The organism is Neisseria subflava (genome assembly GCF_024205705.1).
GTDB classification, from domain to species: Bacteria; Pseudomonadota; Gammaproteobacteria; order Burkholderiales; family Neisseriaceae; genus Neisseria; species Neisseria subflava_D.
The window spans coordinates 2146371-2160197 of sequence record NZ_CP073115.1 but is presented as its reverse complement, the minus strand read 5'-3'; the positions used below and the strand labels follow the sequence as shown (position 1 = coordinate 2160197).

At 51.7% G+C, this 13827-nt stretch carries 15 protein-coding genes and 2 pseudogenes; 8 read left to right on the top strand and 9 right to left on the bottom strand.

All coding sequences use genetic code 11. The features are described from left to right. Positions 1-93 precede the first annotated feature (93 nt). Both KCG54_RS10405 and KCG54_RS10400 read left to right on the top strand, forming a co-directional pair. Positions 94-1527 carry an SWIM zinc finger family protein gene (locus KCG54_RS10405; protein WP_254324128.1) on the top strand — a complete coding sequence of 478 codons (1434 nt, stop codon included), beginning with the start codon at positions 94-96 and terminating at the stop codon, positions 1525-1527. Next, complete coding sequence (locus KCG54_RS10400; RefSeq protein ID WP_254324127.1) at positions 1512-1727, top strand: hypothetical protein; 216 nt, start codon at positions 1512-1514, stop codon at positions 1725-1727. The genes KCG54_RS10405 and KCG54_RS10400 overlap by 16 nt, the downstream gene beginning before the upstream one ends. A gap of 454 nt (positions 1728-2181) precedes the next feature. On the opposite strand, the pseudogene KCG54_RS10395 reads toward KCG54_RS10400, so the two are convergent. The 3 genes and pseudogenes from KCG54_RS10395 to KCG54_RS10385 all read right to left on the bottom strand — a co-directional run bounded on the left by KCG54_RS10395 (position 2182) and on the right by KCG54_RS10385 (position 4224). After that, positions 2182-2951, bottom strand: a pseudogene (locus tag KCG54_RS10395) (ParA family protein). Between the two features lie 67 nt (positions 2952-3018). Next, a complete protein-coding gene (rsmG, locus tag KCG54_RS10390; protein ID WP_036493627.1) occupies positions 3019-3648 on the bottom strand; it encodes a 16S rRNA (guanine(527)-N(7))-methyltransferase RsmG in 630 nt (209 codons plus the stop codon). An 82-nt stretch (positions 3649-3730) separates the two neighbouring features. Next, positions 3731-4224, bottom strand: a pseudogene (locus KCG54_RS10385) (hypothetical protein). Positions 4225-4657: 433 nt separating this feature from the next. Here KCG54_RS10385 and KCG54_RS10380 point away from each other — a divergent pair. From KCG54_RS10380 to KCG54_RS10370, 3 genes are all read left to right on the top strand, one after another. Further along, the gene (locus KCG54_RS10380) at positions 4658-6130 is read left to right on the top strand and encodes a malate:quinone oxidoreductase (RefSeq protein WP_254324126.1); all 1473 of its coding nucleotides are present in this window, start codon (positions 4658-4660) and stop codon (positions 6128-6130) included. Positions 6131-6273: 143 nt separating this feature from the next. Then, on the top strand, positions 6274-7056 hold the full coding sequence (gene trpC / locus KCG54_RS10375; RefSeq protein WP_254324125.1) for an indole-3-glycerol phosphate synthase TrpC: 783 nt from the start codon (positions 6274-6276) through the stop codon (positions 7054-7056). A 63-nt stretch (positions 7057-7119) separates the two neighbouring features. Beyond that, entirely contained in the window at positions 7120-7491 is a 372-nt protein-coding gene (locus KCG54_RS10370) for a DUF488 domain-containing protein (RefSeq protein WP_254324124.1), read from the top strand. A gap of 72 nt (positions 7492-7563) precedes the next feature. On the opposite strand, the gene KCG54_RS10365 is transcribed toward KCG54_RS10370, so the two are convergent. The 5 genes from KCG54_RS10365 to argG all read right to left on the bottom strand — a co-directional run bounded on the left by KCG54_RS10365 (position 7564) and on the right by argG (position 10599). Then, complete coding sequence (locus tag KCG54_RS10365) at positions 7564-8196, bottom strand: DUF421 domain-containing protein (protein WP_254324123.1); 633 nt, start codon at positions 8194-8196, stop codon at positions 7564-7566. Between the two features lie 14 nt (positions 8197-8210). Next, positions 8211-8660: a DUF3290 domain-containing protein gene (locus KCG54_RS10360; RefSeq protein WP_107724199.1), complete on the bottom strand. Its 450-nt coding sequence runs from the start codon at positions 8658-8660 to the stop codon at positions 8211-8213. A gap of 129 nt (positions 8661-8789) precedes the next feature. Then, a complete protein-coding gene (locus KCG54_RS10355; protein WP_254324122.1) occupies positions 8790-9005 on the bottom strand; it encodes a hypothetical protein in 216 nt (71 codons plus the stop codon). After that, a complete protein-coding gene (locus tag KCG54_RS10350) occupies positions 8998-9213 on the bottom strand; it encodes a DUF4177 domain-containing protein (RefSeq protein ID WP_003749376.1) in 216 nt (71 codons plus the stop codon). The genes KCG54_RS10355 and KCG54_RS10350 overlap by 8 nt, the downstream gene beginning before the upstream one ends. A gap of 42 nt (positions 9214-9255) precedes the next feature. Continuing rightward, positions 9256-10599, bottom strand: a complete 1344-nt coding sequence (argG, locus tag KCG54_RS10345; protein WP_049322465.1) for an argininosuccinate synthase — start codon at positions 10597-10599, stop codon at positions 9256-9258. A gap of 110 nt (positions 10600-10709) precedes the next feature. Here argG and KCG54_RS10340 point away from each other — a divergent pair, with 110 nt between their 5' ends. From KCG54_RS10340 to KCG54_RS10330, 3 genes are read left to right on the top strand one after another with little or no spacing between them, the layout of a single operon-like run. After that, positions 10710-11510: a competence/damage-inducible protein A gene (locus tag KCG54_RS10340; RefSeq protein ID WP_070590443.1), complete on the top strand. Its 801-nt coding sequence runs from the start codon at positions 10710-10712 to the stop codon at positions 11508-11510. Next, positions 11510-12136, top strand: coding sequence for a phosphatase PAP2 family protein (locus KCG54_RS10335; protein WP_254324121.1), 627 nt, complete (start codon positions 11510-11512; stop codon positions 12134-12136). The genes KCG54_RS10340 and KCG54_RS10335 overlap by 1 nt, the downstream gene beginning before the upstream one ends. Before the next feature lie 12 nt (positions 12137-12148). Then, on the top strand, positions 12149-13099 hold the full coding sequence (locus KCG54_RS10330; RefSeq protein WP_254324120.1) for a YheT family hydrolase: 951 nt from the start codon (positions 12149-12151) through the stop codon (positions 13097-13099). A gap of 94 nt (positions 13100-13193) precedes the next feature. Here KCG54_RS10330 and KCG54_RS10325 read toward each other — a convergent pair whose 3' ends face one another. Further along, complete coding sequence (locus KCG54_RS10325; protein WP_003680641.1) at positions 13194-13490, bottom strand: helix-turn-helix domain-containing protein; 297 nt, start codon at positions 13488-13490, stop codon at positions 13194-13196. Positions 13491-13827: the final 337 nt, after the last annotated feature.

The following is a 13827-nucleotide window of genomic DNA, read 5'->3' as shown; positions in this document are numbered from 1 at the left end:
CTTCAGATACATGCCTCATCCATCTGTAGGGTGTGTGCGGTACGCACGCACGCGGTCTTTCTAAACTACTTCCCTTCCTACCCAAACCAAAGGTTGTCTGAAACCCATTTTCAGACGACCTTTTGCCTCTTTGCCAAACAAATCTTCCCTCTACCATCTCCCCAAACGCTGCCCGAACCAGTAAACTTCCCATGTTTCAACCACTTCTTGAAACCAACCATGCCCCGTATCCACCCGCTCCACCTGTTCCCGCCCCACATTGCCGAACGCGGCCTGCTGTATTTTCAGCAGGGCAAGGTTCGCGATGTCCAAAAAACTTCCTCCGGGCGTTATCGGGCGGAGGTGTGCGGTTCGGAAAACTATTGGGTATGGCTGAAGTTGGATAGTGATTTGTACATTAAGGATGGGGGCTGCGATTGTCCTTATGGCGGGGCGTGCAAGCATATGGCGGCGTTGTGGTATGCGGTGCACGCTCAAATGCTGGATGGGCAGCCGGACGAATCCGATGCGCAACAGCCTAAAAAGGGCGGCAATCCGTATCGGCAGCAGCTCTCCCGAATCTTTTCCCGAACCCGATATTATGATTACTACGAAGCCGCTGATTTGGGTATCAGGCTGCAAAACTGGTTGGAAGATGTGGCGCAAGAGGGAACGGCAGCGTTGGCGCAGGCTTTGCCTCTGTTGATACCGCGTTTGCAGGATGCTTTTGAAAAGGCGGACGATTCGGACGGTATGTTGGTCGATGCTATGTATATGGCAATTGACCTTCTGGAAGAAGCGGTCATGGAAAACGTCCCAAAGCGTTTGATCAATTTTTTAGACAAATGTTTGGACGACAGCCGCTATTTTGATTTCTCGGAGGCAGGCAATAAAATCTACCAAATCCGCGCCCGAATCTGGCGGCTGCGCGGTGAATGGCAGGCGTGGCAAGATTGCGTGAATAAACGTTTGGCAGTTGCCAAATTGGATTGGGATTATGAATTTTGGGCACTCGAAGGCTGGCAGGTTTTGCAGGCGAAAGGCGATACTGCTGCCGCGCAGGATTATTTCAGACGACATCTGCGCTTGCCGAAATTCAGACAAATTGCGGTAGAACAAGCAGTCGGGCAGCGAGACCGGGCAGAAGCGGAACGCCTCTTGCGCGAAGGCATCAGTATTGCCGAAGCTGAAGGAACACTCGGCACAGCGCACAAATGGAAGCTGCAACTTTTTGATGTATTGAAGGAAACCGGTAAAAATGTACGCGAAATCGCAGCGGATTTGGCGTTTTCCGTCCCCTTTCATTGCCGCATTATGAAGCATGGAAAGCCACGTTTTCCGCCGCCGAATGGCCGCATGAATTCAACCGCCTGCTTGCGCGCTTGTCGGGTCAATATTCGCTGCAAGCTGAAATATTGGAGCATGAACAGGAATTCGACCGGCTGCTCGCCCTATTGCAGCAACACCTCTTGTTGTTGTACCCAATGGATCGTTTTGCCCCGTCTTTCCCCGAGCCGTATCACGACCAAATCGTGGCTTGCTACCTGAAAATCTTTGCGGCTGAAATCAATAAGGCAAGCAACCGTAAGCAATACCGCCAGCTCTTGAACCAATTAAAGACCCTCCGCCGCCAATATTCCGCACAACGGCAGGCGATGGAAGACTTTGCCGACAAAGTTAGGGAGCAATATAGCGAAAAACCACGCCGACCTGCGCTGTTGGAGGAGTTGGTTCGGGCGGGATTTTAGGAAAAAGCTGTTCATCTTCACTTTATGTAATGGATCTTTCCAAATAGGCTTAAAATCCTTACACATATTCAACGTATCGATTACTCGAAGTTTATGAATATTTAATACAGTCAGAAAATATAAGTGGAAATATTAAGTCTAAGTCGTATGAAGATATCCATAAGTAAGCTGTAGCCAACATCAAACCGCGTGCGTGCCTTTGGGCACACACCCTACCTATGAATCATAAAGAGTTTGAAATTTATATGTAGCAAGCCGTAGCCTCCATGCAACCGCGTGCGTGCCTTTGGGCACACACCCTACCTATGAATCATAAAGAGTTTGAAATCTATGTGTAGGGTGTGTGCGGTACGCACGCACGCGGTCTTTTAAAAATGTTCTTTCCAATCAAACCAAAGGCCGTCTGAAAGTATTTCCCAACTTTCAGACGGCCTTTTTATATTCATATTTCTGTTTATTTTTCCAACCGTGCAATCAGTTCATCAGCTAAGTCCAGATAAGCTTGGGTGCCTTTGGCGTGGGCGTCGTAGGCGAGGGCGGGGAGGCCGTGGCTGGGGGCTTCGGCGAGGCGGATGTTGCGGGGGATGACGGTGTCGAAGAGTAGGTTGCCGAAGTGTTGTTTGAGCTGTTCGCTGACTTCGACGACGAGGCGGCTGCGGCTGTCGTACATGGTGCGGACGATGCCGGTTACGTCAAGGTTGGGGTTGATGGCTTGGCGGATTTTGCGGACGGTGGCCACTAAGTCGGAAATGCCTTCGAGGGCGTAGTATTCGCAAAGCATGGGGACGATGACGCCGTTGGCGGCGACCAGGCCGTTGAGGGTGAGCAGGGTCAGGGACGGGGGCAGTCGATGAGGACGTAGTCGTAGTCGTCGGCAACGAGCTGCAGGGCGTTTTTGAGGCGGATTTCGCGTGCGATTTCTTGGACGAGTTCGACTTCTGCGCCGGCCAGTGTGCGGTTGGCGCCCAATACGTCGTAGCCGCCTTCCTTGCTGCGGACGACGGCGTTGGGGATGTCGGTTTCGCCGAGGACAACTTGGTAAACGCCGTTTTCGATGGTGGCTTTGTTGATGCCGCTTCCTGTGGTGGCGTTGCCTTGGGGGTCGAGGTCGACGACGAGGACGCGGCGGCCTTTGGAGGCCAGGGAGGCGGCTAGGTTGACGGTGGTGGTGGTTTTGCCGACTCCGCCTTTTTGGTTGGCGACGGCGAGGATTTGTGCGCTCATGTGCTTTGCTGTCGTGTTAAGTGTGGATGGCTGGATTGTACCGTTATTCGGTATGCTTGGGTTGTTTTCAGACGGCCTTTTTGCGGATGATGACGATATGGCGTTCGGCATTGAGTTGGGGGACGTGCAATGCTTCGACTTTTTCGACGGCGACACTTTCGGGCAGTTTGTCGATTTCTTCTTGCGGGTATACGCCTTTCATGGCCGCCCAGTAGCCGCCGTCTTTGAGGAGGTGCTCTGTCCAGTTGACAAAGTCGGCGAGTTCGGCAAAGGCGCGGCTGGTGATAACGTCGGCGCGGCAGTCGGCGGCGGCTTCTACGCGGCCGCTGATGACGCGGACGTTTTTTAGGCCGAGTTCGATGACGGCTTGTTGCAGAAAGGCGGTTTTTTTGGTGTTGGCATCGAGGAGGGTGATGTCGAGGTCGGGACGGCAGATGGCGGTGGGTATGCCGGGCTGTCCGCCGCCGGAGCCGACGTCGAGCATGGTTTGCGCGTGTTCGATGTAGGGCAGGAGGGTCAGGCTGTCGAGCAGGTGATGGCTGACGGTTTGGGCGGGATCGCGCAGGGCGGTCAGGTTGTAGGTTTTGTTCCACTTTTGCAGCAGGGCGGCATAGTCTAGAAGTTTGGCCTGTTTGGCTTCGTCGATGTCCAAACCCAGTGCCTGTATGCCGTCGCGGAGCTGTTGCGCCTGATTCATTTGTTATTCCTTATTGGTTAAAACGCGTTGGATGTAATGGTAACGGAAAGCATGCCGTCTGAAAATGTTTGTGCCTGTTGAATCAACGTTTCATCTTGTGAAAGACGATGGGCTGCTCCGGCGCGCGCGTGAGCTGTTTGGGCAGGGCCAGCATGGCGATGATCCATACGGAGAGGGTGTAGTAGAACACGCCTTGCCCACGCAAGCCTGCCAATGCGGCATTGCCTAAGATGGCTTCAAAAATCAATCCTGCCGCCGCCGAGGCACACGCTGCGACCCCGGCAAGGAAGATGGCGTAACGCGAATGCCGGCGCATCATTTTTTATACGCCAGCTTAGTCAGTCCGCCGGCAATCGGCAGGTTGAGGAAGGCAAACATGCCGCAGACGAACCATGCGACGGAATCCTGCCAGCCGCTTTGCCATGCCCATGCGCCGTCTTTGACCGTGACCAGCAGTCCTTGGCCGTCTGAAAAGGCGATTTGCACGATATTGTGCAATATCATCGCCAACGGCAGGGTGAGGAACATCAGTGCGACCAATAGGGGGCGGTAGGGTTTTTCTTGTGTCAGATACATGGCGGTTTGCCTTGTTGTGGGATAAGTCGAAATGATAGCAGATTGGCGGTTGATTCACGTTTGTTAGCGCTGAAATTGCTGACAAAAACGGTCAATTAAAAAAGAAATGAAAAATTCTTTTTCTTGGCAAACGTTGGCGGATAAAGGTTAAGAAAACGTTTTCAGATGGCCTAGTCTCTTATTTTTATATGAACCGAACAGAAAATCTTTGCATTTCTCCGTAAAATCTACTAAATTCTCAATAACATATTATAAAGACCTGAAATCTGGAACCCAAACCGAAACTGCCTTCCGCCATTTACGCTCGGAAACTCAGCAGGCAACAAAAGTTTCATGCACAACAAAAATACAAAATAATTCCTCTGAAATCAGTTGTTTATAATGATAGATAACCACAAGGCAAACCATGCCTGACTTTAGTAGGAGTAAAACCATGGCTGAAGCAACCGATGTCGTATTAGTAGGCGGCGGCATTATGAGCGCCACTTTGGGCGTATTGCTCAAAGAACTCGAACCATCTTGGGAAATCACCCTGATCGAACGCTTGGAAGATGTAGCGTTGGAATCATCAAATGCATGGAACAATGCCGGTACGGGACACTCTGCGCTGTGTGAATTGAACTATGCGCCCCTGACTGCCGACGGCACGATCGATCCGACCCGCGCCCTTAATATTGCCGAACAATTCCATATCAGCCGCCAATTTTGGTCGACTTTGGTCGAAGAAGGCAAACTGACCGACCGCTCTTTCATCAATTCCGTCCCCCACATGTCGCTGGTGATGAACGCCGATCATTGCGATTATCTGCAAAAACGTTTCGACGTGTTCAAAAACCAAAAACTCTTCGAAAAAATGGAGTTTTCTACCGACCGCGCCAAAATCGCCGAATGGGCGCCGCTGGTTATCAACGGCCGTGATGAAAACCAATCCATCGCCGCCAACTACTCCGCCGAAGGCACAGACGTCGATTTCGGCAGCCTGACCCGCCAGATGGTCAAATACTTGAGCGACAAAGGCGTAAAAATCAAATTCAACCGCCATGTCGACGACCTCAACCGCGAATCGGACGGCGCATGGGTGCTGAAAACCAGCAGCACCAAAGACGATGACGACCCGTTGACACTCCGCACCCGTTTCGTCTTCCTCGGCGCAGGCGGCGGCGCACTGACTCTGCTGCAAAAATCCGGTATCCCCGAAGGCAAAGGCTACGGCGGCTTTCCGGTTTCCGGCCTCTTCTTCCGCAACAGCAATCCCGAAACGGCCGCGCAACACAACGCCAAAGTGTACGGCCAAGCCTCCGTCGGCGCGCCCCCTATGTCCGTTCCGCATTTGGATACCCGCAACGTGGACGGACAACGCCATTTGATGTTCGGCCCGTATGCAGGCTTCCGTCCCAACTTCCTCAAACAAGGCTCGCTCATGGATTTGCCGATGTCCATCCACATGGACAACCTCTATCCTATGCTCCGCGCCGGTTGGGCTAATATGCCGCTGACCAAATACCTCTTGGGCGAATTGCGTAAAACCAAAGAAGAACGCTTCACTTCGCTCTTAGAGTATTATCCGGAAGCCAATCCTGACGATTGGGAACTGATTACCGCCGGTCAGCGTGTGCAAATCATCAAAAAAGACCCGAAAAAAGGCGGCGTACTCCAATTTGGTACCGAAATCGTCGCCCATGCCGACGGCTCGCTGGCCGCATTGCTGGGCGCGTCCCCAGGTGCATCAACCGCCGTACCTTTGATGATTAAGCTGATCAACCAATGCTTCCCAGATCATGCCGAATCATGGTCAGGCCGTCTGAAAGAATTGGTGCCCGGCTACGGTATCAAGCTGAACGACAATCCGTCTTTGGCGGACGAAATCATCAGCCACAACGCGTCCGTTTTGGGCATTCATCACTAAATTGAAGCAGACACAAAGGCGGGCATTCTTGCCCGCCTTTTTTCAAACCATTAAAATAGCGGCATTCAGGCCGTCTGAAATCTAATCTGCAGCAGCATGTTGCACGATTCAAACCCGAAAATCAGCCCCAATAGAAAAACGCCATGACCGATATTCTCAACAAAATCCTTGCCACCAAAGCAGAAGAAGTGGCCGCCCAAAAAGCCGCCGTTTCCTTGGAAGACATCAAAGCCCAAGCGCAGGCTGCTGCGCCGGTTCGCAGCTTTATCGGCTCGATCCGTGAAAAACACGCGCAGAATCTGCCTGCCATTATTGCCGAAGTCAAAAAAGCCAGCCCGAGCAAAGGCCTGATCCGTCCTGATTTTCATCCTGCCGAAATCGCCGCTGCCTATGAAAAAGCCGGCGCGGCCTGTTTGTCCGTGTTGACGGACGAACCTTATTTCCAAGGCTCGCCCGAATATTTGAAACAGGCGCGTGCGGCTGCGGCGCTGCCGGTCTTGCGTAAAGATTTCATCATCGACGAATACCAAATCTATCAGGCGCGCGCGTGGGGTGCGGATGCGGTTCTTCTGATTGCCGCTGCCTTGGAAGCCGAGCAGCTTGAGCGTTTTGAAGCCGTTGCCCACGAATTGGGCATGACTGTATTGTTGGAGTTGCACGATGCGTCCGAGCTGGAAAAATGCCGCAACATGACCACGCCGTTGTGGGGCGTCAACAACCGCAACCTGCGTACGTTTGAAGTGACCCTGCAACAAACCCTCGACCTCTTGCCCGAATTAAACGGCAAAACCGTTGTAACCGAAAGCGGCATCCGCAACAAAGAAGACGTCGATTTCATGCGCGGCCACGGCGTGCATACTTTCCTGATCGGCGAAACCTTTATGCGAGCCGACGATATCGAAGCCGAAGTCAAAAAACTGTTCTAAACCCTAAAAAACATCAGGCCGTCTGAATTTTCAGGCGGCCTGAATCCATTGGAGACGAAAAAAATGTTTACCGTACAGCGCATTTACGCCTATCAACCCGATTCTAAACAAACCGCCGTCTTTATCGACCGCCTCTATCCGCGCGGCGTCCGCAAAGAGGTTTTCGCTACTGCACTTTGGCTGAAAGACATTACGCCCAGTGCAAACCTGCGCCGCTGGTATCACGAAAATCCGGCTCAAAATTTCGACGGTTTTGTCAGCCGTTATCATGAAGAGTTGCATGGCGATACGGAGCAAGCCGCCATCAAGCGGCTGCTGGATTTGGAAAAACAACACGGCAATATCTTGTTGCTGACCGCCATCAAAGACCCTCGACATTCCCACGTCTCCGTACTGGCTCAATTTTTGGGCGCAACGTTTGAATATCGCGATTAAAAAATCAGTGTTTGGGCTGAATACAAAAAGGCCGTCTGAAATCAAGGTTTCAGACGGCCTGCTATTTTCAAATCAAGAAGGATAACGGTGTGCCACCAATTTTCCGTCTATGTATTCGCCGATATAGACTTGCGAGGCTTCAAGGTGGAGGCGGGCAAGCTCTTGTTGCAGCCATTCTTCATCACGCTTAATGATTTCGAGGATGTCGGGGTCAACTTGGCCGTCTGTAATCAGTGGATAGCGCAGGCTTTCGTCGCCGTACTTAATGACGGCGAGCTGGCCGTTTTGTTCCATCACGGCACGTTTGACGGCAGAGATTTCGTAGATGCCGGCGGCGCGGAGTTTGAACATGAGGTCGTGTGCGCTGATGCCGTTTTTCATGCATTCATCGGTTTGGATTTTGCCGTTGACGATAACCCAGACGGATTTGCCGTCAATGATGGATTTGACCCAGCGATTGTGGTTTTTGATGAATTTCAGGCTTAAGACCAACAGCGTCCACAAAATCAGTACGAGGAAAAATTGCAACAGGCCGACGCTGTCGCTGTAAATCACGCCACCGATGATGCCGCCGAGTACATAGTTTTGCACTTGGTCCATGGCAGAGGTCGGCGCGAGGTTGCCTTTACCTAAGAGGTTGATTTGCAAAATCAAACCTAAAATACCCATCAGTAGTTTGAGGGCGAGCAGGGAGTATGCTTCCATGTGTGTGTATCCTGTTATTCTTTATCGATGAGTTCGATATTGTTGTTGACCAAATTGATGGGCGTCAGCGTGTAGGCGGAGAAGTCTTGATTGAAATGGACTTCGTAGTATTGGTTTTTGATGCCGATAATCATGCCGTTGAACAGGCGCGTGCTGTTGACGATGATGTCTTGTTTTTCAACTTTTTGGTTTTCAATCAAGGCATTGAGAAAACCTACCATGCGCGAAGTATCGGCGGCAAAGTTTTGACGCTCGCTGTATGAAAGATATTGCGTGCCGCAGATGAGGATGAGCAACAACAGCGCAATAATGCTCAGGTCGCGGTATTTGGTGTCCATGCGGTGGCGCAGGTATTGCGATACGGTGAGCAGGAGGATGACGAGGGCGGCGAAAATCAGGATATATTTCAAGTAGTCGTGGAAATACATATGATTTTCAAGATAAAAGTGAGAAAAGAATTTCATGGTATTTGATAAATTTGGGAAGGGTAATAAGGCCGTCTGAAACTTACATTTCAGACGGCCTCGTCTATTAAACAAGGATGTTGCGTCAAGGTTTCGGATAAAGCATACATGGCGCTTCCTGAAGTAGTATCAGTTGATAAATCCGTCGTCCTTCATTTTCTTTTCGGAAAAATACTGGCTGATGACCAGTAAGCTGGCCAGAATGATAATGAAAAAACCTGCCATGGTCAGGGTGATTTTGAGAAACATATCGGCATCGATGAAGGAAAACCAAAGTTGCAAAATCAAGAGCAACACCCAGCTGACGAACAATCCGAGACAGGCATAGACGCCGAGTTTAAACACGTTCTTTTTCCAAAATAACGACGTAGGCTTCACGCACGAAAAACAGCAGCATGCGGCGCTGGTCTTTTTCCATGGTAACGACCTTCCATCCTTGCGAAGCGTGGCTGTTGAGGAAATCGCTGAATTTGACCGGATTGATTTTGGCACTGCCGAAAACCAAACTGGAAAGCAGGTTCTCTTGATAAATGACGGCCTTATATTCTTTCATTTTATTCCTTTAAAAAATAAGGGGGCTTTAAAGCCCCTCATTCTACTCCTTATTATTCAACTGCGGTAATACAGAGCCTTCGCCCAATGCCAACAAACCGCTTTGCGAGTAAATACCCAGTTTGGCGCGTGTGTCGGTGATGTCGAGGTTGCGCATGGTCAGTTGGCCGATGCGGTCGAGCGGTGTGAACGCTGCGTCTTCGACTTTTTCCATGCTCAGGCGTTCCGGTTGGTAGGTCAGGTTAGGCGATTCGGTGTTCAGAATCGAGTAGTCGTTGCCGCGACGCAGTTCGAGGGTGACTTCGCCGGTAATGGCTTTGGCAACCCAGCGTTGGGCGGTTTCGCGCAACATGAGGGCTTGGCTGTCAAACCAGCGGCCTTGGTAGAGCAGGCGGCCGAGGCGCAGGCCGTTGATGCGGTATTGTTCGATGGTGTCTTCGTTGTGGATACCGGTCACCAAACGCTCGTAGGCGATGTGGAACAATGCCATGCCCGGGGCTTCGTAGATGCCGCGTGATTTGGCTTCGATGATGCGGTTTTCGATTTGGTCGCTCATGCCCAAGCCGTGACGGCCGCCGATGCGGTTGGCTTCGAGGAAGAGTTCGACAGGATCGGCGTATTCTTTGCCGTTCAGTGCAACCGGCACGCCTTCTTCAAAGCGTACGCTGACTTCTTCAGGTTTGACTTCGACGTTTTCGTCCCAGAAGGCAACGCCCATGATAGGCTTAACGATTTTGATGCCGCTGTTGAGGAATTCCAAGTCTTTGGCTTCGTGGGTGGCACCCAGCATATTGGAGTCGGTAGAGTAGGCTTTTTCAACCGACATTTTGTAGTTGAAGCCGTTGGCAATCAGAAATTCGCTCATTTCGTGACGGCCGCCGAGTTCGTCGATAAATTGTTGGTCTAGCCAAGGTTTGTAGATTTTCAACGCGGGATTGGTCAAGAGGCCGTAGCGGTAGAAACGCTCGATGTCGTTGCCTTTGTAGGTGCTGCCGTCGCCCCAGATATTCACATCGTCTTCTTTCATGGCGGAAACGAGCATGGTGCCGGTAACGGCGCGGCCCAGAGGCGTGGTGTTGAAGTAGGCGATGCCGCCGGTAGAAACGTGGAACGCGCCGCATTGGATGGCGGCGATGCCTTCGTGTGCTAACTGCGCGCGGCAGTCGATCAGGCGGGCATTTTCCGCACCGTATTCCATCGCTTTTTTAGGAATGGCGTTGTAATCGTCTTCGTCAGGTTGGCCGAGGTTGGCGGTGTAGGCGTAAGGCAGCGCGCCTTTGAGTTTCATCCACAACAGTGCGGCAGAGGTATCAAGACCGCCGGAGAAGGCGATGCCGACTTTTTGACCGATGGGGAGATTTTGTAAAATGGTATGGTTTTGGCTCATTGGGATTCCTCCAGACTTGAAAAGTTGAAACCATTATCTTATAAATGGAATACATTGTCAGCAATTAGGCCGTCTGAATGTTCGGAGGGCCGTATTAAAGAAACCTCATCATGAACGCTTTTAACCTCATCATCATCGGCGACGAAATCCTGCACGGCAGCCGTCAAGACAAGCATTTCGCCTTTTTTAAATCTTTATTGGAATCGCACGGGCTGAAGCTCAATCAGGTGCAATATCTGCCTGATGAACCCGATTTGTTGGTCAAACAACTGCGCCGCAGTTTTTCAGACGGCCTGCCGACTTTCGTTACTGGCGGTATTGGTTCTACGCCTGATGACCACACGCGCCAAGCCGCAGCGGCTGCTTTGGATTTGCCTGTCGTCCGTCATCCTGAAGCCGCCAAGTTTATCGAAGGCGTGACCCAGAAACGCGGCGAACCGCTCGATTCGCCGGAACACGCCCAACGCCTGAAGATGGCGGATTTTCCCGAAGGCGCGGAATTGGTGCCCAATCCGTTTAACAACATCGCCGGATTTTCCATCCGCGAGCATTATTTCTTCCCCGGTTTCCCCGTGATGGCGCACCCGATGGCCGAATGGGTATTGGAAACTTATTACGCCGACCGCTTCAACCAAACCGAACGCGGCAGCCGCAGCGTGTATGTGTTCGACCAACCCGAATCGCGCATTACGCCGATTATGGAACATCTTGAGCGTACCTACGCCGGTATCCGTTCGTACAGCCTGCCCACCGTGGGCCGTACCGATTCAGACGGCCGTTATACTCCGCCGCATATCGAGTTCGGCATCAAAGCGGAAGGCGAGGCCTGCCGCTTGCTGGATGCTGCGTGGGAAGATGCGTTGCAGGGTTTGCAGGCGATTGGCGCGACTTTGAAAGAAACGGTGGAATAATGCACTTATCCCCGGCCCAATCCAAACGCGTACTGACTTTTGCCTCTTTGCTGTTTTTGCCGCCGACCCTCATCATCGGCATTTGGCTGGCGCAATATGGCGGCTTTGCTTTTGAGCCGCCGCTGATGCACGCCGTCCATGCTCACGCAGGCACATGGTTTGATCCGATTGCCACCGTGTTGCACTATCTGGGCAAAACCGCGATTGCCGTGCCGCTGATCGGCGCAGTCGCCGCAGCCCTGTATTTTGCCGATAAGAAGCGCGAGGCACTGTTTTGCGTGTTGGCGGCATTGGTACCGACTTTGAATATGCTGATTGTGAAGGTTTGGTTTGCCCGCGAACGTCCGCTGCTTTGGCCGCGTCTGATTGAAGAGAGCAATTTTTCCTTCCCCAGCGGCCACAGTACGTTTTCCGCCGCCATTGCCGTCATGCTGATATTGTTTTGCCGCCGCACGCGCTACCGCCGCGCCGCTTGGATAGGCGGTATTTCCTTTGCCCTGCTGACCGGGTTTTCACGCATTTATTTGGGCGTGCATTATCCCACCGACGTTTGGGCAGGCTGGACAAACGGCACGCTGACTGCCTTGCTGGTGTATATACTCATCTTCAGGCCGTCTGAAAAATAGAAGAAACGAATTATGAATACACGTTCACCCAACACGCCTTATTGGCTCAGAAACGGCCATGCCGACACCCTGTTTGCCAAGCTGCTGCAAGGCAAAGCGCCCGACTACCGCCGCGAGCTTCTGCCCGACAGTACCGGCAAAACCCAAGTTGCCTACGATTTTGTCGACAGCGCCGACCCCGATGCGCCGTTGGTGGTTTTGTTCCACGGACTGGAAGGCAGCAGCGAAAGCCATTACGCAGTCGAGTTGATGAAAGCCGTACAGCAGCGCGGTTGGAACGGCGTGGTTGCCCATTTTCGCAGTTGTGGCGACATAGAAAACACCGCGCCCGTGTTCTACCATCTCGGCGATACGCCCGAAATCGCTTTTATGCTCAACACGCTGGCACAACGCTATTCAACCATCTACGCTGTCGGCGTTTCTTTGGGGGGTAATGCCCTGGCCAAATATTTGGGCGAGCAGGGCAGCAATGCCGTTCCGCGCGCTTCTGCCGTCGTTTCCGCACCGGTTGATGCCGTGGCGGCCGGTACGCGTTTTGATCAGGGCATGACGCGACTGATTTACACGCGCTATTTTTTAAACTCGCTGTTGCCGAAAGCCCGAGCGATTCCCCGGTTTCAGACGGCCTTAAGCCAGCAAAACTGCAAAACGCTTGGCGATTTTGACGACCGCTTTACCGCGCCGCTACACGGTTTTGCCGACCGCCACGATTACTATCGCCGCAATTCCTGCAAACCGTTCCTGAAAGGCGTGGATACGCCGTTGCTGCTGCTCAATGCCGTCAACGACCCTTTCCTGCCGCCGGAAGCCCTGCCGACCGGGCGGGACGTGTCCTCGGCCGTTACGCTGCTGCAACCGGCATACGGTGGGCATGTCGGCTTCGTCAGCCGCGATCAAGGCCGTCTGAATCTGCAATGGCTGCCGCAAACGGTGTTGGACTATTTCAAACAGTATCAACCGTAAATGAAAAAGGGCATGTATGCGACATACCCTTAGTGTGTAGAAAGTAAAAAGGCCGTCTGAAAACGAATTTCAGACGGCCTTTTGAATGGCTTGATTATTTGCCTTTGTTGTCGGCTTTAGCTTCTTTTTTCAGAGAAGCGTACAACTCAGGGTCGCGGTTTTTCAGCAAGGACGCAACGGCCAAGTCGTCACGGTTGACTTTAGCCAAATCTACGCGCTCAATGTGTACCAAACGCAGCAATTCGCGTACAGGTTTAGGCATGTTGCGGCCGGATTCGTAACGGGAACCACCGGATTGAGTCACACCAATGCGGCTCCAGAAGTCCATTTGGTTCAGGCCGAGTTTTTTACGGATATCGCGGATGTTTTCAATTTTTTCGAACGATTTCATGAATCTTCCTTATTGTGGTATTTGTTGCATGCCTCTAGGCATAAAAATGGGTCTGCAAGAATGCCGGCATCCCTTTCCTGTAGGCTTTTGGGGTGATATGTAGGCGTATTGCAAATGACTGATCTAGATAATTAGACAGTATATTCGAAAGAAGTTTTCTGCTGTCTACCATAATTTGTGTAAATATTTCTTAATTCATTATTTCGGTAAATTTTCATTATATAAATCATTTAATTATGCGTTTATCTTAAATATGGCGTAAGCAAATTTTTACATAATTAAACAATTCAATTTAGGTAAAAACTTAATTTCGAGTTTTTATTCGGTTTTCTAGGGT

Excerpts from the sequence above, each read along its gene's own strand:
- rsmG (WP_036493627.1), bottom strand. The coding sequence starts at position 3,648 with ATGAATCAGGCGCAACAGCTCCGCGACGGCATACAGGCACTGGGTTTG.
- KCG54_RS10380 (WP_254324126.1), top strand. The coding sequence starts at position 4,658 with ATGGCTGAAGCAACCGATGTCGTATTAGTAGGCGGCGGCATTATGAGC.
- trpC (WP_254324125.1), top strand. The coding sequence starts at position 6,274 with ATGACCGATATTCTCAACAAAATCCTTGCCACCAAAGCAGAAGAAGTG.
- KCG54_RS10370 (WP_254324124.1), top strand. The coding sequence starts at position 7,120 with ATGTTTACCGTACAGCGCATTTACGCCTATCAACCCGATTCTAAACAA.
- KCG54_RS10365 (WP_254324123.1), bottom strand. The coding sequence starts at position 8,196 with ATGGAAGCATACTCCCTGCTCGCCCTCAAACTACTGATGGGTATTTTA.
- KCG54_RS10360 (WP_107724199.1), bottom strand. The coding sequence starts at position 8,660 with ATGAAATTCTTTTCTCACTTTTATCTTGAAAATCATATGTATTTCCAC.
- KCG54_RS10350 (WP_003749376.1), bottom strand. The coding sequence starts at position 9,213 with ATGAAAGAATATAAGGCCGTCATTTATCAAGAGAACCTGCTTTCCAGT.
- argG (WP_049322465.1), bottom strand. The coding sequence starts at position 10,599 with ATGAGCCAAAACCATACCATTTTACAAAATCTCCCCATCGGTCAAAAA.
- KCG54_RS10340 (WP_070590443.1), top strand. The coding sequence starts at position 10,710 with ATGAACGCTTTTAACCTCATCATCATCGGCGACGAAATCCTGCACGGC.
- KCG54_RS10335 (WP_254324121.1), top strand. The coding sequence starts at position 11,510 with ATGCACTTATCCCCGGCCCAATCCAAACGCGTACTGACTTTTGCCTCT.
- KCG54_RS10330 (WP_254324120.1), top strand. The coding sequence starts at position 12,149 with ATGAATACACGTTCACCCAACACGCCTTATTGGCTCAGAAACGGCCAT.
- KCG54_RS10325 (WP_003680641.1), bottom strand. The coding sequence starts at position 13,490 with ATGAAATCGTTCGAAAAAATTGAAAACATCCGCGATATCCGTAAAAAA.